12 protein-coding genes are annotated in these 19,539 nt (G+C 33.9%); 8 read left to right on the top strand and 4 right to left on the bottom strand.

The genetic code is table 11. The annotated features are described in order from the left end of the window. Positions 1-61 precede the first annotated feature (61 nt). The 4 genes from KZH69_RS16045 to KZH69_RS16030 form a co-directional block, all read right to left on the bottom strand. Positions 62-292 (bottom strand): hypothetical protein, encoded by a 231-nt coding sequence (locus tag KZH69_RS16045; protein WP_219318490.1) that lies wholly within the window; start codon positions 290-292, stop codon positions 62-64. A 451-nt stretch (positions 293-743) separates the two neighbouring features. Further along, positions 744-1,916, bottom strand: a complete 1,173-nt coding sequence (locus tag KZH69_RS16040; RefSeq protein WP_219318489.1) for a SusE domain-containing protein — start codon at positions 1,914-1,916, stop codon at positions 744-746. A gap of 23 nt (positions 1,917-1,939) precedes the next feature. Beyond that, on the bottom strand, positions 1,940-3,454 hold the full coding sequence (locus KZH69_RS16035) for a RagB/SusD family nutrient uptake outer membrane protein (RefSeq protein WP_219318488.1): 1,515 nt from the start codon (positions 3,452-3,454) through the stop codon (positions 1,940-1,942). Positions 3,455-3,464: 10 nt separating this feature from the next. Then, on the bottom strand, positions 3,465-6,446 hold the full coding sequence (locus KZH69_RS16030) for a SusC/RagA family TonB-linked outer membrane protein (RefSeq protein WP_219318487.1): 2,982 nt from the start codon (positions 6,444-6,446) through the stop codon (positions 3,465-3,467). Between the two features lie 239 nt (positions 6,447-6,685). Here KZH69_RS16030 and KZH69_RS16025 point away from each other — a divergent pair, with 239 nt between their 5' ends. The 8 genes from KZH69_RS16025 (at position 6,686) to KZH69_RS15990 (ending at position 19,515) form a co-directional block, all read left to right on the top strand. Further along, positions 6,686-7,708 carry a LacI family DNA-binding transcriptional regulator gene (locus KZH69_RS16025; RefSeq protein ID WP_219318486.1) on the top strand — a complete coding sequence of 341 codons (1,023 nt, stop codon included), beginning with the start codon at positions 6,686-6,688 and terminating at the stop codon, positions 7,706-7,708. Between the two features lie 725 nt (positions 7,709-8,433). Beyond that, complete coding sequence (locus KZH69_RS16020) at positions 8,434-9,765, top strand: MFS transporter (RefSeq protein WP_219318485.1); 1,332 nt, start codon at positions 8,434-8,436, stop codon at positions 9,763-9,765. A gap of 19 nt (positions 9,766-9,784) precedes the next feature. Continuing rightward, positions 9,785-10,444: a beta-phosphoglucomutase gene (gene pgmB / locus KZH69_RS16015; RefSeq protein ID WP_219318484.1), complete on the top strand. Its 660-nt coding sequence runs from the start codon at positions 9,785-9,787 to the stop codon at positions 10,442-10,444. 88 nt (positions 10,445-10,532) lie between these two features. Next, a complete protein-coding gene (locus KZH69_RS16010) occupies positions 10,533-12,827 on the top strand; it encodes a glycoside hydrolase family 65 protein (protein ID WP_219318483.1) in 2,295 nt (764 codons plus the stop codon). Positions 12,828-12,890: 63 nt separating this feature from the next. Continuing rightward, the gene (locus KZH69_RS16005; RefSeq protein WP_219318482.1) at positions 12,891-14,729 is read left to right on the top strand and encodes a glycoside hydrolase family 13 protein; all 1,839 of its coding nucleotides are present in this window, start codon (positions 12,891-12,893) and stop codon (positions 14,727-14,729) included. 93 nt (positions 14,730-14,822) lie between these two features. Continuing rightward, on the top strand, positions 14,823-15,224 hold the full coding sequence (locus KZH69_RS16000; protein WP_219318481.1) for a GxxExxY protein: 402 nt from the start codon (positions 14,823-14,825) through the stop codon (positions 15,222-15,224). Positions 15,225-15,452: 228 nt separating this feature from the next. After that, positions 15,453-17,846, top strand: coding sequence for a glycoside hydrolase family 31 protein (locus KZH69_RS15995; protein WP_219318480.1), 2,394 nt, complete (start codon positions 15,453-15,455; stop codon positions 17,844-17,846). Position 17,847: 1 nt separating this feature from the next. Beyond that, the gene (locus KZH69_RS15990) at positions 17,848-19,515 is read left to right on the top strand and encodes an alpha-amylase family glycosyl hydrolase (protein WP_219318479.1); all 1,668 of its coding nucleotides are present in this window, start codon (positions 17,848-17,850) and stop codon (positions 19,513-19,515) included. The last annotated feature ends 24 nt before the right edge of the window (positions 19,516-19,539 follow it).

The following is a 19,539-nucleotide window of genomic DNA, read 5'->3' as shown; positions in this document are numbered from 1 at the left end:
ATTTTTTTAAATTAAGATTTAAGAGATTTGTTAAAATCTCTTAAATCTTTTTTAAATGAGATTAAACACCAACACAATATAATGAAGGATTCGGTTTGTAATAGTATAAGTTTCTTGGTGTGCAACCTGCTGGAGTCGCAACTTTCGCACCTTGATTGCTGTAACTACCACAAACAATGAAAGAGCATGGACTGCCGTCAATAAATGACCCGTTATAACCACCAGAAATTGTTTTAGCTTCTTCTTTAGAAAGAATTGCTCCTTTTACTTTACTTAATAAATCTTTTTTCATTGTAATAAATTTAAAATTTTCTCTGCCTACTCATTAGCTTTTCGGCTTCCGCTTTTTAATTTTTAAAATCATATTTTAAAGACATTAATCTCGGGTTCGGTCTTAGGTTGCGCAACCTTATCTAAGATTCTTTTTATTCGTATTTGCAACTACAAATAATTCAGAAGATTAAATTCTTTTTTCATTTGCTGTGAATCTATCAGCTATTAAAAATATATCTTATAATATAACATAAGTTAATTATTAATAAAAACTACAACGATGTAGTGTTGATAAAAAAAAGCTACAAATACTATTTGCATTTTTGCATTAAATTAATCGCTATCTAATTAGCATTCAAGGAAAAAGAGCAACAATACGATCCCGTTTAAGGAACTCGTATTGTTGCTCTTTGTGTATAAAAAAAGGGCTGTCAGTTAAGACAGCCCTTTTTAGAATTTATTTATTTTTCTTATAATCCAGAAACTACACATGTTCCATCAAAACCAACTTTTAATTTTGGTTGAGCTCCTGCAGTAACATTAAAGTTTGCTCCAGTTCCGCCATCACCAACAAATAGGGCTTGGCCTACATTATAGGTCCATTCTTTACCAGTTCCATTAATGTAAAGACCTGTATTAGATGATCTGAATTTCATTTCCCCAGCAGTAATATCTGTTCCTGTGTATGACCATTCGTTAGCCGAAAAGCTGTATACCATAGCTGTTTCAGCACCCCAACCACCAGCGGTTGCAGCACCAATAACTCCCCATTGCATTTTTATTACTTTACATGTCATCGCATCCATATCCACTTTTACATAATATAATCCATTACCATCGACATCAGCAACTTTAAGGTCAGCACTAGCTCCTGAATTGATTAAAGTGAATTCTTGTCCTCCACTTACAGCTGCAACAGCTCCATCAGTTCCATAGTTCCCATTGTCCCATGTTTTTCCGTCTCCAGTAAATTTGAATCCTTCTCCTGTCATAACTTGTACATAACACTCAAAAACTTTAGTTGTACCGTCTCCGATATATTTCAATTCTATTCCTTTTGATGGATCCCACGCATTTCCTCCATGATGAGCTTGTGGGGCACCTACTAAGTACAAATGCGGTGTTACAACAATTATTTTTTCGTAAGCATTTACTTTTATGCTTTGTACAGCTGAAAAACTTACGGCTTGAGAAACTGCAGCAATCGCTTTTATTCTTACATCGATATCTGATAATGAACCAAATTCAATAGGAGTTTTTGCGTTAGCTACCAATAAAGCATTTAATCTGTTCACGGCATCATTTAAATCTCCAAAAGTAAAATCTTTAGAAGTAGTAGAAACGCTTTCAGTAAAAACGTCAACTGCTTGAGAGAAATCACTTCCTTTTGGGGCGATTTGTACATAATACGCAACAGCTCCGTCATATTCTAGAGTTGCAGCAGTCCATGTAAAAGTTCCAGCTTTGTCAGCTTCATTTGTATTTTCAACAACTGCATATTCTGCAGGTGCAGGAAGAGCTTCTAAAACAGCGGGAGTAGTGATTTTTTCTGTCCCATATATATTGATACTTGGATCTTCATCTGAGCATGAAGCCATTGTTAATCCTAATAATCCAACTAATAAAAAAGTTAATTTTTTCATCTTAATTTATGTTTTTAATTTAATTAATAACCTTGGTTTTGAGGTAGTAAGTTACTGTTTGCTAGTAATGCAGATTCCGGTACTGGGAAAAGATTGCGGTTTGGATCAGTGTTGTTTTTCTCCCACCAAATGTTTTGGAATTTTCCAAAACGAATTAAATCTTGACGTCTGTGCCCTTCCCACATCATTTCTCTTCCTCTTTCTGCTAAAATATCATTAAGTGTAAATCCACTTGAAGCACTAAGTCCTGCTCTAGTTCTAATTTGATTTACTAAAGCATCACCGGCACCAGCACCACTTATTCTAACTTGTGCTTCAGCTTTCATCAATAAGAAATCAGCATATCTGAAGATTGCAAAGTCATTGCTTAGGTTTTCTTTAGCACCTACAGCAATCTCCCATTTGGCAACTCTTACCCCAGACATTTTAACCACTTCTTTACTGTAAACAGTATTTGACATTTGAAGTTCAGGAATGTAAGGAGTGAAAATTAATGGTGAATCATTTGCAGCCGGGTCAGTAATAATTCCACCATTAATGTCATATTGTTGACCTGATAAAAGCATTTTCTTTCTTAAATCGTTACTTGCAAATGTGTTATAGTGTGCTTCCAATGTAGCAAAACCATTCCACGGAGATGTACTCATCCCAAAAGTAAGTTGCGATAAATAATGCAAGGTTCTCATATGAAGATTAAAACCTTTGAATGCATCTTGATCATAAGCTATTGTATAGATGTTTTCTTTTGAAGCTTCATTTTTAGTTTTAAAAGAATCTAAAGGATTAGCTTCTAGTTGGTAGCCAAGTGCCATAACTTGGTCACATGCTTGCGCAGCCTCAGCCCATTTAGCCGTTCCGGTATATACTTGAGCATTCAAATATAATTTAGCCAATAAAGCATACGCAGTACCTTTATTGATAGAACTACTATTAATTCCTGGCTTTGGGACTGGTAAGAAAGGAATGCTTTCATTAATGTCCTTAACCAATTGTGCAAAAACTTCAGCTCTTGGTGTTCTGGCGGGAAACTCATTTGCACCTGTAAAGGTCAAAGGCATTGGAATTGCCCCAAAATTGTCCATAGCAATGTAAAAATAATAGGCTCTAGATACTTTGGTTTGCGCCAATACAACTTTTACGGCATCACTTGTTGCCGCACCCGCTTCCAATAACTCAATAGCTCTGTTTGCGGCTGGTATGTTTCCATATACAAAATTCCATAAATTCCTTACAGCTTCAGTTGTTGGAGTCCATTCATGTTTGCTTAATTGTCTCCATTTACCACCGTCATCCCAGTCAGCTCCTCTTGTTGGAGCAACTGCTTCGTCTGATGTTATTTCTTGTGTAAACCACCAACCGCCATTGTCAAGCATGCTTTGTGTACCTGCAAAAACTGGGGTAGATACTCTAATGGCTTGTTCTGCATTTTCTGGATATTGGCTTCCTAAAAGATAATCGCTATTGTTTGTGTCCAAATTGGAACAAGCAAAAGAGAGTAAGCTTAAGCCAACTATACTTATTTTACTTTTTAATTTCATAATGATAATATTAAAATATAACGTTTAAACCAACTGTAAAAGTTCTTGTTTTTGGATAGATGTTGAATTGATCTGTACCAAAATAAATTTCTTTATTGTCTTTTCCTCCTGAAAAATTAACCTCTGGATCTATACCACCATAATTAGTTAGAGTAAAGATGTTATTAACCGAAGTGTAAAGTCTAATTTTAGAAACATTTTTCAAGAAAATTGGACTAGGGAAATTATAACCAATATTGATGTTGTCTAGTTTTATAAAACTACCATCTTCGATGAAATAAGATAATGATTGAGATGGAGCTTCAGTAACACCAGCATCATTAAGAATTAGGGCATCGTGGTTTACGTTTCTTGTTCCAATTTGTAATGGGTTTCCGAAAACTTGATTGGTTCCATTGTAAATATCATTACCAACAACGGCTCTAAATGACATAGACATATCCCAATTTTTGTATTTAAAGTAATTACTCCAACCCATTTCAAAATCAGGTAAGGCATGACCTATAACTTTTTTGTCATCTGTTGTAGCATCACTTAGGTATTTAGTTTGTCCATTATTGTCTTTGATAAGCCATTTTCCACTAGAGAAACCTGCATACTCATAGCCATAAAAAGTACCTAATTCATAACCTGCCTGCATTCTTTGAGTTGAAACTCCAATCAAACCAGGACCAGTAATATAATTTACATCTAAGTAGCTATAGTTGTATTGGTCATTCCCTAACGCTAATACATTTTGTTTATTTTGTGTGTAAACAAGAGTAGTAGTCCAAGTAAAATCATTACCATTTATCACTTTGGCATTCAAAGTGGCTTCAATTCCTTTATTTTCCATTTTACCACCATTAATAAAGGTAGTATTTGAGAAATTAGTTTCAATAGGTACGTTTGTGTTTGCAATTAACATATTGTCAACTGTTTTTTTGTAGTACTCAACGGAACCAGAAATTCTGTCGTTGAACAATCCAAAATCTAAACCAACGTTTATTTCTGTATTCTCATCCCATTGTAAATTTGGGTTTCCATTATTAACGTATTTAAAGTTAGTGATAGGATTTCCTGAGGCATCAACTGTAGCAACCGGAGACACTTTTAAATCTTTTGCATCAACAGGAATGTTACTGTTACCTGATACACCCCAACTTGCTCTAAATTTTAAGTTGTTGATCGCACTTACATTATTGGTAACAAAACCTTCTTTGGCAATATTCCAAGCAACTTGAACCGAAGGGAATGCTCCCCATTGATTATTGTCTCCGAAAACTGAAGAACCATCATAACGAATAATACCTGCTACATAATATTTAGAGTCATAGTCATACATTGCTCTCGCAAAATATCCGATATCTTTACGAGAAGATTTGAATGAAGTGTTATCTCCTAATTGAAGATTTTCGAAGTTTAGTAAGTTGTCTGATCCAAGTATATTAGAAATTGGATTATTTCCTTGTGCTTTAAATCCGTCATAGCCAGTATTTCTATATGAATAACCACCTAACAAAGTTACGTTATGAACATCAGAGAATGTCTTTTTGTAAGTAAGAGTTGATTCAATCATAGACTGCTCTTTGTTGTTGTATTCTCTATTTCCATAACCAGCATAAATTTGAGTTGGTACACCACCAAAATCATATTTATATGAAGGCTCGAAGTACGTTTTTTCCCAATCTTCTCTAATGTAACTTAAACCAACTCTAGCATTCAGTCCTTTAGCAAGTTCTAAATCAAAACCTAAATTACTGTTAATGAATTTTGCATCTCTGTCATTTTGGATATTGTTCAAAGGATGTAAAGGATTATAATAGCTATTAACACCACCTACTTCCAGTAAACTTCCATTAGCATTATATACAGGATCCGTAGGACGTCTTTGGTAGGCTTGAAATAGCACTTGGTCTTTTCCGTCAGAACCGTAATTAAGATAATTGTTTTTTTCAAGAGTAAAAGACACACCCATGTCCACAATCAATTTGTCGTTGAAACCTTTTTGGGTAACATTAATTTTAGCAGTAGTTCTATCTTTTGCTGAATTTTTTAGTACCCCCTCAAATCCAGTATTAGATACAGATGCTCTATAGGTGTGGTTTTCAGTTCCACCACTAATTGCAAAATTATAATTTTTTGTTATTCCAGTTTGCAAAATTTCATCTTGCCAGTCCGTATTTCCACCTAAATCAGTACTTGCAATACCGTGTGAAGTTGTATAGTCTCTATACTCTTGAGCACCTAACAAGTCTAGTTTATTAGCTACATTGTCAATTGCAAGGTAAGAGTTGAATTCAATTGAAGTTTTACCTTCTTTTCCTTTTTTAGTGGTAATAAATACAACACCATTCGCTCCATCCGCACCATATATAGCTGTAGATGCAGCATCTTTAAGGATGTCGTAAGATACGATGTCTTCTGGGGCTATTGTAGTTGGGTCAACACCTCTAATTCCGTCAACAACATACAATGGGTTCCCTCCTGCAGCAAACCCTGCGGCCCCTCTAATTTTAACATTGAAGCCTTGGTTAGGGTCACCACCTTGTTTAGTAATGTTTACCCCTGCGGCTTTACCTTGTAGTCCTTGAATAGGATCAATTAATGCTCCTTGCATTAATTTATCTGCGGAAACTTTTGATACTGCACCAGTAGCATCTTTTTTCTTGACAGAGCCATATCCTACTTGAACTACAACTTCTTTTAATTGATTTGAATCTTCTTGAAGTTTAATTGCTAACGAGGTTTGAGATCCAACTACAACTTTCTTAGTTGAGTAACCCATATAGGATATGTTTAGCACATCTGTTGGTTTTACATTGGTCAATTCAAATTGCCCGTCAAAACCTGTTGAAGCCCCTGTGGCACTTCCATCTATTTTTACATTTACTCCTGGAATCGGTAGTCCTGATACATTATCAACAACCGTTCCTGTAACTTTGTTCTGGGCTATTGCACAAAACGGAAGTAGGAGTAATAAAAATAACAACTTTCTATAAATTGTTTTCATACTTTTTGTTTAAATTAATTGTTTTTTTGGTTAAGTTTTGTTTAAGTTTTTTTACTTCGAATTTCAAAATTAAGAATTAATTAACACGCCCGACATGATGAAAATTATACCACTCTACGAAAACGTGATAGTGTTGAAAACTTTGCCTTTTTTATTTTTTTTTATGCGAATATTTACAATAAATAAAAAATTATGTTATCTTTATTATGAATTGAATACCACTGATTAAGTAAAACTCTATGAAGAAGAAAATTACCCTAAAGCAAATTGCCAAAGAACTGGATGTTTCCATTTCCACTGTTTCCAAGTCACTAAGGAATAGCCCCGAAATAGGTGAAGAAACAAGGTTAAAAGTTCAGGCATTTGCTAAATTTTATCATTATAAACCCAATAACATTGCCTTAAGTCTTAAGAATCGAAAAACCAAAACCATAGGAATTATTATCCCTGAAATAGTTCATCATTTTTTCTCTACTGTAATCAATGGTATTGAGCAAATAGCTAATGAAAATGGTTATAGTGTAGTTATTTGTTTGTCCGATGATTCCTTTGATAAAGAAGTATTGAATATGGAGCTTTTGGCTAATGGAAGTATTGATGGTTTCATCATGTCATTGTCTAAAGAAACTCAATTTAAAGGAGATTTTCACCATATTACCGAAGTTATAAATCAAGGGATGCCTGTTGTAATGTTTGATCGTGTTACCAATGAAGTGTTGTGTGATAAAGTGATAATTGATGATAAACAGGCTGCCTATGAAGCAGTACAAAGTCTAATTGATAAAGGGCGAAAAAAGATTGCTTTAGTTACTACGGTTGATTATGTTAGTGTTGGTAAATTAAGAACCGACGGATATGTCAAAGCATTATTGGATAATAACTTGCCTTTTGATGAGAACCTGATTATTAAAATTGAAGATATTGACACCTGCGAAATCATTATTGGAAAATTACTGGAAGACGAGGCTATTGATGCAGTTTTTGCCGTAAATGAAATTTTTGCTGTAACCTGTATTAAAACAGCAAATAAAATAGGGTTGAATGTGCCAAAAGATCTTGCAGTCATTGCTTTTACCGACGGTATGATTTCTAAATATTCAACTCCAACCATTACCACAGTGAGTCAAAGCGGTGTAAAAATGGGTAATCGTGCTGCAAAAATTATTATAGACCGATTGGAATCTGAGGATGGGTCTGAAGATGAGAATTATATAACTGAGGTGATTGAAACCTATTTGGTAGAAAGAGAATCTACAAGTTAAAAAAGCCTGCAAATACTGTTTTGGATTATTTAACCTTTTAATAACTTTGAAGTAAATCAGTAATTAATCATTTGCTTTTGCGATCGAATACTAGAATTTAAATCGAATGGATTAAACTCTGTTCGATTTTTTTTATTTTGTCAATAGTGAAATAATGTGCAAATAAAATACGTATTTTATTAATTACTACAACCTTGTAGTTAAAAAAAATGATTATTTTTAGATTTTATTGAATATAAACAAAAAAGATTTTTATATATTTACTCCCCGTTTATAGCTTTTCTTTTACTTCGAAAATGAGATGAGTTTTTTATAACGATAATTTAGTTGTGTTAGATTTTTGGAAATACGACGAGATTAAAAAAAAGAATTCATAATAGTATAATGATTTAATGAATTTTTGCAAAAGAATAGTTAATGACTTTGAGAAGGTTTTTCCCTAATTAAAAGTGTTATTAATTATTCCATAAATTACCATAACTATATTTATTGAAAAACATTTAGTATTCAAAATGAACTTTTTTTTAGTCATTTTACAAATAAGACGAGTCTTGTTGTTTTGAAAAAAAAGAGATGATTTGTTTCGAATACATATAATTGTTTTGATAGCAATGTTTTGAATTAAATTTTAAGTTGTAATTTTTCACAATCAATTTTAGTTGATATAATCAAAAAACTATAGGATAAACAGTGTGTTTATCAATTAAATATGTAAATTTTTAATAATGGAAAAACCGAAATTAAGTTTTTGGCAAATATGGAATTTAAGTTTTGGATTCTTAGGAGTTCAAATTGGCTATTCTTTGCAAAATGGAAACACAAGTAGAATATTAGAAGCTTTAGGTGCCGATGTGCATAGTATAGGTTATTTTTGGTTGGCAGCACCTTTAGCCGGTTTGATTGTTCAACCCATTATTGGTCTTTCGAGTGATAAAACGTGGACCAAATTAGGAAGACGTATTCCTTTTATATTTTTTGGAGCGATTGTATCGGCTTTGGCTATGTTTTTTATGCCAAATGCTGAATACTTTACTTACTTATTGCCGCCACTAGTTTTTGGAGCAGTGATGTTGCTGTTGATGGACACATCATTTAATGTTACGATGCAACCTTTTAGAGCGCTTGTGGGAGATATGGTCAATGATGAACAACGTAATTTAGGCTATTCGCTTCAAAGTGCGCTAATCAATTTTGGAGCCGTTTTCGGATCATTATTGCCTTGGATTTTAGTAAAAATAGGTATGTCTAATGTGCCAGCAGCAGGTGAAAAAGTAGCCGAATCAGTAATCTGGTCTTTTTATATAGGAGGTACAATATTATTAGGGACAGTACTTTGGACTGTTTTTAGAACTAAAGAATATGCACCAAAAGAACATGCAGAATACAATAAAATTGATTTGAATGCTCCTGAAAAAACTGAAAAAACAAGTATTTTCAAATTGATAGGGAATGCACCAAAAATATTTTGGCAATTGGGAATTGTCCAGTTTTTCTCTTGGTTTGCGTTATTTTTAATGTGGGTTTACACCACAAGAGCCATTGCGAACCAAGTTTGGGGACATGGAGTTGCATTAGATGCCAAATCAATTGGTTTCAACGAAGCAGGTGACTGGACAGGGGTGATGTTTGCTTTCTATAGTGGTGTAGCAGCATTGTTCTCTTTGCTTATCCCTTCGATTGCAAAATCAATCGGAAGAAAAAAAACCTATAGTTTTTCGCTTGTATTAGGAGGATTAGGTTTGATTTCTATGTTTGTTGTTGAGGACAAAAATATGCTATTACTTTCTATTTCAGGAGTAGGATTAGCTTGGGCTGCTATTTTGGCTATGCCTTATGCAATGCTTTCAGGTTCACTTCCAGCGGACAAAATGGGAGTGTATATGGGACTTTTTAATGCAACAATAACCATACCTCAAATTGCTGCAGGGGTTTTAGGAAGTACGCTGATTGCATTTTTTGGAGGTAATCCAATGGCGATTATTGTAATTGCTGGTGCATCCATGTTAATTGCTGGAACTGCTGTGTTTTTTGTAAAAGAAAAAGAAGGCAACGATTAAATAATAAAGAAGTAGTATAATGGAAAAGAGAAAAGGATTTATTTTTGATTTAGACGGTGTCATTGTGGATACAGCCAAGTATCATTTTTTAGCATGGAAAAAAATTGCGAACGGATTAGGGATTGAATTCACATTGGAGCATAATGAATTATTAAAAGGCGTGAGCCGTGTTCGTTCCTTAGATATAATTTTGGAATTAGGAAAAGTTGAAGCGTCTCAAGAAGATAAAGACAAATGGTTACTTCAAAAAAATGAAGATTATCTTTCTTATCTGGTAGATATGAATGAGACAGAGATTTTACCGGGTGTAATGAAGGTTTTAAAATTTTTAAAAGAGAACAATCAGCCAATAGCTTTGGGTTCTGCCAGTAAAAATGCAAAACCGATACTTGAAAAAACAGGAACGCTTGCTTTTTTTGATGTTATAGTTGATGGGAATGATGTGGTAAATGCCAAACCCGATCCAGAGGTTTTTCTACAAGCCGCTCGGTTATTGAATGTAGCCAATGAGGATGCCATTGTTTTTGAAGATTCAGTTGCCGGTATTCAAGCGGCTAATATTGCCAAAATGATCAGCATTGGTATTGGTGAGGAAACAACTCTTCATGAAGCTGAGTATATTTTTAAAGATTTTACAGAAATAAGTTCTACTTTTTTAGAATTATTAATAAACAAATAACCAAACAAAACATAAGGTTAAAGAGGAATGAAGCAAAGAGGTGTTTTATTCTTGAACTTCAAACCTTACCCTTAAATTAAAATAGAAAATGAATCAAGATTATATAAAACCAGATAATTGGTCTATTATCGAAGAAGGATTTGATAGAGAAAGTGTAAAATCATCTGAAAGTCTTTTTAGTATCGGAAATGGTGCCATGGGACAAAGAGCTAATTTCGAAGAGAATTATTCAGGAGAAACTTTTCAAGGAAGTTACATTGCGGGAATTTATTATCCAGACAAAACTAAAGTTGGATGGTGGAAAAACGGATATCCAAAATATTTTGCCAAAGTATTGAATGCCCCAAATTGGATTGGAATCAATATTGAAATAAACGGAGAAGATTTTGATTTAAATAGCTGTACTGAGGTTAAAAATTTCCGTCGTGAATTGAATATGAAAGAAGGATGGTATCACCGTTCTTTTCAAGCCACTTTGAAAAACGGAACAGAAGTCGCTGTTGATATTCGTCGTTTTTTATCTTTAGATATTGACGAAGTAGGAGTGATTAACTATGAAATTACACCGTTAAATAAAGATGCCAAAATCATTTACAAGCCATACATTGATGCTGGCGTAACGAATGAGGATGCGAACTGGGAAGAAAAATTCTGGGAGCCATTAGATGTTAAAAAATCAGGGAATGAAGCTTTTGTTACGGCTCAAACTTTTAAAACACACTTTAAAGTAACAACCTTCATGCAAAATACCATTTGGGCAAGAGGAGAAAAACAAAATATGTCTCCAACATCTGTAGATACAATAGCGGATAAAATTTTATTTTATTACGATGTGATTGTGGCTAAAGGAGATAAATCTGCGATTCAAAAAATTGGGGGTTACACTGTTTCGTTAAATCACACGGATACCATTTCGGCAGCCGAAAATGTTATTCAAACCGCTTTAACAAAAGGTTATGACCAATTATTGCAAGATCAAATAGATGCTTGGGCAAAAATTTGGGAAATGTCAGATATTACTATTGATGGCGATGTGAAAGCGCAACAAGGAATTCGTTTTAATATTTTCCAATTGAACCAAACTTATTTAGGAAAAGATTCTCGTTTGAATATTGGACCTAAAGGATTTACAGGAGAAAAATATGGTGGATCTACTTATTGGGACACTGAGGCCTATTGTATTCCATTTTATATGGCTACAAAAGACCAACAAGTAGCTCGTAATTTATTGACCTATCGTTATAATCAACTGGACAAAGCCATTGAAAATGCCGAACTAAATTTAGGTTTTAAAAATGGAGCAGCTTTGTATCCAATGGTTACTATGAATGGTGAGGAATGTCATAACGAGTGGGAAATCACCCATGAAGAAATCCATAGAAATGGTGCTATTGCCTTTGCAATTTACAATTATTACCGTTTTACTGGCGATTACTCCTATATTCCTGAAAAAGGGTTAGAAGTATTAATTGGGATTGCTCGTTTTTGGTACCAGAGAGCTTCTTTCTCTAAAAACAAAAATCAATATATGATTTTGGGAGTAACTGGTCCAAATGAATACGAAAACAATATTAACAATAATTTTTATACCAATTATATTGCCAAATGGTGTATTGATTATGCTTATGAGCAAATTCAAAAAGTTTCATTAGAATATCCTTCAGACCATAAACGCATTATGGAAAAAGTGAAATTATCTGAAACAGAATTGGCAGAGTGGAATAAAGTGGCTGGTAATATTTATTTTCCAAAATCGGAAGAATTGGGGATTTACTTGCAACAAGATGGATTTTTGGACAAAGATTTAGTTCCCGTAAAAGACCTAGATCGCTCCCAAAGACCAATCAACCAAAAATGGTCTTGGGATCGTGTATTGCGTTCGCCTTATATTAAACAAGCTGACGTTTTGCAGTGTTTCTATTTCTTTGAAGATCATTTCTCTAAAGATGAATTGGAACGTAATTTTGATTTCTATGAATCATTTACGGTACACGAAAGTTCACTTTCTCCTTGTGTTCACTCTATTCAAGCTGCTTTGTTAGACAAAATGGATATGGCCTATGCGTTTTATTTAAGAACGTCTCGTTTGGATTTGGACGATTATAACAAAGAGGTTGAAGAAGGTTGTCATATTACATCGATGGCTGGAACTTGGATGAGTATTGTTGAAGGATTTGGAGGAATGAGAGTAAAAGGAGATACACTTCACTTCTCTCCAAAAATTCCAAAAGAATGGGGTGGCTATTCCTTTAAAATCAATTTTAGAAATCAGATTTTAAAAATTGCGGTAGACCATAAGGAAACCAAATTATCATTAGAAGGTAACAAAGAGTTAACTGTTTATGTAAACGGCACACCAGTTTTGGTTCAGCCAAAAAACTAAAATCAATCAATATCAAACCCTTTCAAAGTTTTACTTCGAAAGGGTTTTAAAATTATAGACGGAATGAAGAAAATAATCATCTTGTTATTTTTTATCTCTACATCAATTTTTGCACAAATTGATAGAGTTGAACCTCCTTTTTGGTATGCAGGAATGCACAATCCAGAGTTGCAAATTTTGTTTTATGGCAAAAACATTGCCCAAAATGAAGTGATGGTATCTAATGCTATTGTGATCAAAGAAGTTAAAAAAACGGAGAATCCAAATTATCTTTTTGTTACCATTGACACTAAAGATGTAACGGCACAAGATTTAGTTTTTTCATTTTCGAAAGATAAAAAAGTCATATTCTCAAAAAAATACAGCTTAAAGCAAAGAAGAGAGAATTCGGCTTCCAGAAAAAGTTTTGACGCTTCTGATTTGATTTATCTAGTGATGTCAGATCGTTTTGCCAATGGAAATCCTAGTAATGACAGTGATAAATCGGTTGTTGAAAAAGGAAACAGAGCACTTCCAGGAGGAAGACACGGTGGGGATATTGCAGGAATGATTCAGCATTTGGATTACATCAAGGAATTGGGTGCCACGGCACTTTGGCCAACACCTCTTTGCGAAGACAACGATAAAGCCTATTCGTATCATACTTACGGACAATCGGATGTTTATAAAATAGACCCCCGTTTTGGAACCAATGAAGAGTATATGCAACTTTCGTCCGAATTACATAAACGCGATATGAAACTGATCATGGATTATGTGACGAACCATTGGGGAGCAGAACATTGGATGATGAAGGATTTACCAACTTATGAATGGATTCACCAATTTCCGGGTTATGCACAAACTAATTACCGAATGACAACACAATTTGATCCTAATGCATCCCAAATTGATGCCAAAATGTGTATGGACGGTTGGTTTGTGAAATCGATGCCGGATTTGAATCAATCTAATCCATTGGTGAATACCTATTTGAAACAAAACGCCATTTGGTGGATTGAATACGCCAATTTGGATGGTTTTCGTGTAGATACTTATTCCTATTGCGACAAGAAAGGAATTGCCGAATGGACCAAAGCAATCACCGATGAATACCCTAATTTTAATATCGTTGGCGAAGTTTGGATGCACGATCAGGCACAAATGGCCTATTGGCAAAAAGACAGTAAGATAGCGGCGATAGAAAATTATAATTCCTATTTGCCATCTGTTATGGATTTTACATTTACGGAAACTCTAGCTAAAGTATTCAATGAAGATAATGGCAAGTGGAATGAAGGAATGGTAAATGTTTATGAGAATTTTACTAACGATTTTTTATATCCGAATATCAATAGTATTATGACTTTTGTTGAAAATCATGACACCAACCGATTCAATGAAATTTATCAAAAGGATTTTTCGAAATATAGAATGGCTATGACTTTGTTGGCAACCGTTCGCGGAATTCCCCAAGTTTATTATGGTTCCGAAATTGGAATGTCTGGAAATAAAGATAAAGAGGGAGATGCTGCTATCCGACAAGATTTTCCAGGCGGTTGGGAAGGTGATAAGAATAATGCTTTCGCTAAAGCAGGAAGAACTCCCGAACAACAAAAGTATTTTGATTTCTCATCTCAATTATTTACTTGGAGAAAATCAAATGATGCGGTACATTTTGGAAAAATGAAACATTATATACCAGAAAACAATGTGTACGTTTATTTTAGATATACAGACTCTAAATCGGTTATGGTGGTCATCAATAATAATAAAGATTCTAAAACTTTTCCAACCAATCGTTTTCAAGAAAGTATTTTGAATTATAAAACTGGAAACGATGTCCTTTCTGGAAAAACTATTGATTTGAAAAATGATATTACTATCGAAGGAAAATCGGTTCTGCTTTTGGAGTTGAAGTGAAAAAATAAAAAATTTAAACCATTAAGGAATTAAGTTTATTAAGAAAAAGTGTAAATTGATAAACTTAATTTTTAATGATTTAATAAAAATAAAATGACCAAAAAAGAAGTGACTCAATTGTCTTATGAAATTACTGGGTATGCAATAAAAGTGCATAAAGAACTAGGACCAGGATTATTGGAAAGTGTTTATGAAAAATGCTTGAAATATGAGTTAGAAACTAATGGTTATTCAGTAAGACAGCAATTATCTGTTCCTATTCAATATTATGATTTAGAAATTGATGCAGATTTAAGATTAGACCTGTTGGTAAATGACACAATAATTGTAGAGTTGAAAGCAGTTGAAGCAATTTTACCAATTCACGAGGCGCAATTACTAACTTATATGAAGTTATTAGAAATTCCACAAGGTTTATTAATCAATTTTTACACTTTAAATATTTCTAAATCATTAAAACCTTTTGTTAATGAATTTTTCAACAGGCTAGATTGAAAATCAGATATTGAATACCAAAAATGATTAAATAAAACCATTAAGGTATTAATTTTCAAGAAGAAAAGCTTTATCATTATTGATTATTAAATTACAAGCAAAGCTTAATAAACTTAATGTCTTAATGGTTCGAAAATTAAAATAGTATTAAAACTTTACCATTACATACATCAAATTATAAACAAAGTTTAATAAACTTAATGCATTAATGGTTCTAAAAAAACAGTCATGAAAAAAATAATTCTATTTCTTTTAATTTCAAGTATTTCATTTGCTCAAAATGCAAATAGAAAATTTGAAAGTTATAAAGTAGTTAAAAACACCTTGGAAATTAAAACTTCCGATGGAGTTTATTATATCAAGCCTTATTCGGATAAAATAGTTGAAACCACTTTTTTGCCAACTGGAGAAAACTTAAATTCCAATTCGCATGCAGTTGTTTTAACTCCTGAAAAAGTTGTTTTCAAATTAAAGCAAGCTCAAAACGAATTAGTATATTCCTCTAATGGGATTTCGGTTTCTATTGTAAAAAGTCCTTTTCAAATTTCGTATTTGTATAAAAACAAGGAATTAATTTCAGAAAAAAGCGGGTATGTGCAACGAGAGAAAGCTACCATTAGTAAAGAACAGCCAAAAGAAACTTTAGAGTTTAATTTGGATGGAACCGAAGCGCTTTATGGTGCGGGAGCTCGTGCATTGGGAATGAACCGTCGTGGAAACCGTTTGGAACTATACAACCAAGCCGATTATGGATATGGAACGCATTCGAAAAAAATGAATTTCTCGATTCCCTTAGTAATGTCTTCCAAAATTTATGCGGTTCATTTTGATAACGGAGCTATTGGTTATTTGGATTTAGACAGTAAAAAAAATAACACATTAGTTTATGAAACGATTTCAGGGAGAAAAACATATCAGGTAATTGCAGGTGATAGCTGGGTCGATTTGACTTCGAATTACACTTCATTGACAGGAAGACAGCCTCTTGTTCCTCGTTGGGCTTTAGGAAATTTCTCTAGTCGATTTGGATATCATTCTCAAGAAGAAGTAACCAAAACAATTGACAAATACATCAAAGACGAAATACCTGTAGATGCCATAATTCTGGATTTGTATTGGTTTGGAAAAACCGTTCAAGGTACAATGGGTAACTTAGAATGGGACAAAGACAATTTCTCGGATCCTAAGAAAATGATAACTGATTTGAATAGCAAAGGAGTTAAAACCATTCTAATCACGGAACCTTTTATTTTAACCACTTCAAGCAAATGGCAAGAAGCAGTGGATAAAAAAGTACTAGCTACAGATCAAGCGGGAAATCCGTTCAAATATGATTTTTATTTTGGAAATACAGGATTGGTAGATGTTTTTAAACCCGAAGGTAAAACCTGGTTTTGGAATATTTACAAAAACTTAATCAACCAAGGAGTTGGTGGATGGTGGGGCGATTTGGGTGAACCAGAAGTATTCCCTTCCGCCGCATTTACAGCCCAAGGACCAGCTGATGAAGTGCATAATATTTATGGTCATAATTGGGCCAAAATGATTCGTGATGGCTATAAGTCTGATTTTCCTAATGTGCGTCCATTTATTCTAATGCGTGCTGGATATTCCGGTTCTCAAAACTACGGAATGATTCCATGGTCTGGTGATGTGAGCCGTTCTTGGGAAGGATTACAATCACAACCCGAAATTGCATTGCAAATGGGAATGCAGGGAATGGCCTATATGCACTCGGATTTAGGTGGTTTTGCTGGCGATTACTTTGACAACGAATTGTATGTGCGTTGGTTGCAATATGGAGTTTTTCAACCTGTTTACCGTCCGCACGCGCAGGAAGATGTGCCTTCGGAGCCTGTTTACAAAGACATTGTAACTAAGGCCAAAGTAAAAAAACAAATCGAGTTGCGTTATCAAATGTTGCCTTATAACTATACCTTGGCTTTTGAAAACAACAACAAAGGTTTGCCATTGATGCGTCCCTTGTTTTTTGACGAACCAACCAACGAAAAGTTGTTGAATTCTTGTGATTCATATTTATGGGGGAATGATTTTCTGGTGACTCCAATTACAAAATCAGGCGTTACAAGTACATCGATTTATTTTCCAAAAAACAATAATTGGTATGATTTTTATACTGGAGCAAAACAGGAGGCAGGAACAACGGCAAACATAGCTGTTTCTCCAGACAATATTCCAGTCTATGTTCGTGGTGGTGCTTTTATTCCGATGATAAAAACGATTCAAAATACATCTAAATACGCATTAGCCAATTTCGATTTGCATTTTTATTACGACGAAAAAGTAACTTCAAGTACTGGAAAATTGTACAATGATGATGGGATAACACCAAATGATTTTGAAAAAGGAGCATACGAAATCTTAAATTTTTCGAGTAATTCAACCAATAAATTAATTGCGGTTCAAATTAATACGGTTACAGGTAAATCATTTGTAAGCGAAGATAAAAACATCACTTTTTTAGTTCATAATATCGCAGGAAAACCAAGTAAAGTGACTGTTAACGGTGTAAATGTAGATTTTAAAACAAATGGAAACATTCTTGAAATTCCAGTTGTATTGAAAAAAGGATTGGATAACGAAATTAAAATACAATTATAAAATGAAAAGTAGAAATATAGTATTAGCCCTATTTTTATTAGCAGTAACCACTTTTGTTAGTGCCCAAGATAAAAAAGAATCTAAAGCAAAAACAGAAAAAACGCCTTTCGTTTGGGAAGGCGCCAACTTGTATTTTTTGATGACAGATCGTTTTGCTAATGGCGATAAATCGAATGATTTAAATTATAACAGAACCAAAACTACTGGAAAATTGAGAGGTTTTGAAGGTGGTGACATCAAAGGGATCACTCAAAAAGTAGATGAGGGTTATTTTACCAAATTAGGAATCAATGTGATTTGGTTTACGCCTGTTGTCGAACAAATCCACGATGGTGTTGATGAAGGAACTGGATTGAGTTATGGATTTCACGGCTATTGGGCAAGAGATTGGACGGCATTGGATAAAAACTTTGGAACCAAAAAAGACTTGGCCGAATTGGTGAAAAAAGCACATGCCAAAGGAATCCGAATTATGCTTGACGGTGTAATCAACCATACGGGACCAGTTACAGAGGTTGATACAGTTTGGCCAGAAGGTTGGGTTCGTACAGAGCCTAAATGCCAATACAGCAATTTCGAAAACACAACCGCTTGTACATTGGTAGCAAATTTGCCTGATGTAAAAACGGAAAGCAAAGTAGAAGTATCTTTACCTCCTTTTTTAATCGAAAAATGGAAAGCCGAGGGGAGATATGAAAAAGAAGTAGCTTCATTGGATGCTTTTTTCAAAAGAACGGGCTACCCAAGAACTCCAAAATATTACATCATAAAATGGCTAACAGATTATATCACAGAGTTCGGAATTGACGGTTATAGAGCCGATACCGTAAAACATACAGATGAAAGTGTTTGGGCCGATTTTAAAACACAATGCGACTATTCATTTGCAGATTGGAAAAGAAACAATCCAACCAAAGTGTTAGACAACAATCCTTTTTACACCATTGCCGAAGTCTACAATTACAACATCAGTAACGGACAGCTATTTGATTTTGGAGACAAAAAAGTAAATTATTACGAGAATGGTTTTACGGGAATGATCAATTTTGAATTCAAAAGTGATGCTCAAAAAGACTATGCTTTTATGTTTCAAAAATATTCGGATTTGTTGAATACTCAATTGAAAGGATATAGTGTTTTGAATTATTTATCATCGCATGATGATGGAGGTCCTTTTGATGCCAAGAGAGAAAAAAGTATTGAAAGTGGTACTAAACTACTTTTGACTCCAGGAATTGCACAAGTGTATTACGGTGATGAATCTGCACGATCATTGGTGATTGAAGGAACTCAAGGTGATGCCACATTGCGTTCGTTTATGAATTGGGATGCTGTAAAAACCGATGCAAAGACTCAAAAAGTACTTTTGCATTGGCAAAAATTAGGTCAATTTAGAAAAAACCATCCTGCTGTGGGAGCTGGTGTAAATGTAGAAATTTTATCAAAACCGTATGTGTGTTCCAGAACTTTTACAAGAGAGAATTACACAGATACCGTTGTAATAGGATTGGATTTAGCCAAAGGGAAAAAAGAAATTCCTGTAGGGACTGCATTCAAAGAAGGTTCCAAAGTAAAAGATGCCTATTCTGGTAAATTAGGCAAAGTCATAAATGGAAAAGTGGTAATCGATAGCGAGTTTGATATTGTATTACTAGAATTAAAAAATTAGTTAGTTGTTTAGTAGTTTTGAATT

Source organism: Flavobacterium taihuense, assembly GCF_019351435.1.
In the GTDB taxonomy this organism is placed as follows: Bacteria; Bacteroidota; Bacteroidia; order Flavobacteriales; family Flavobacteriaceae; genus Flavobacterium; species Flavobacterium taihuense.
Note: the sequence above shows the minus strand (reverse complement) of the source record. Positions and strands in the feature narration are given on the sequence as shown.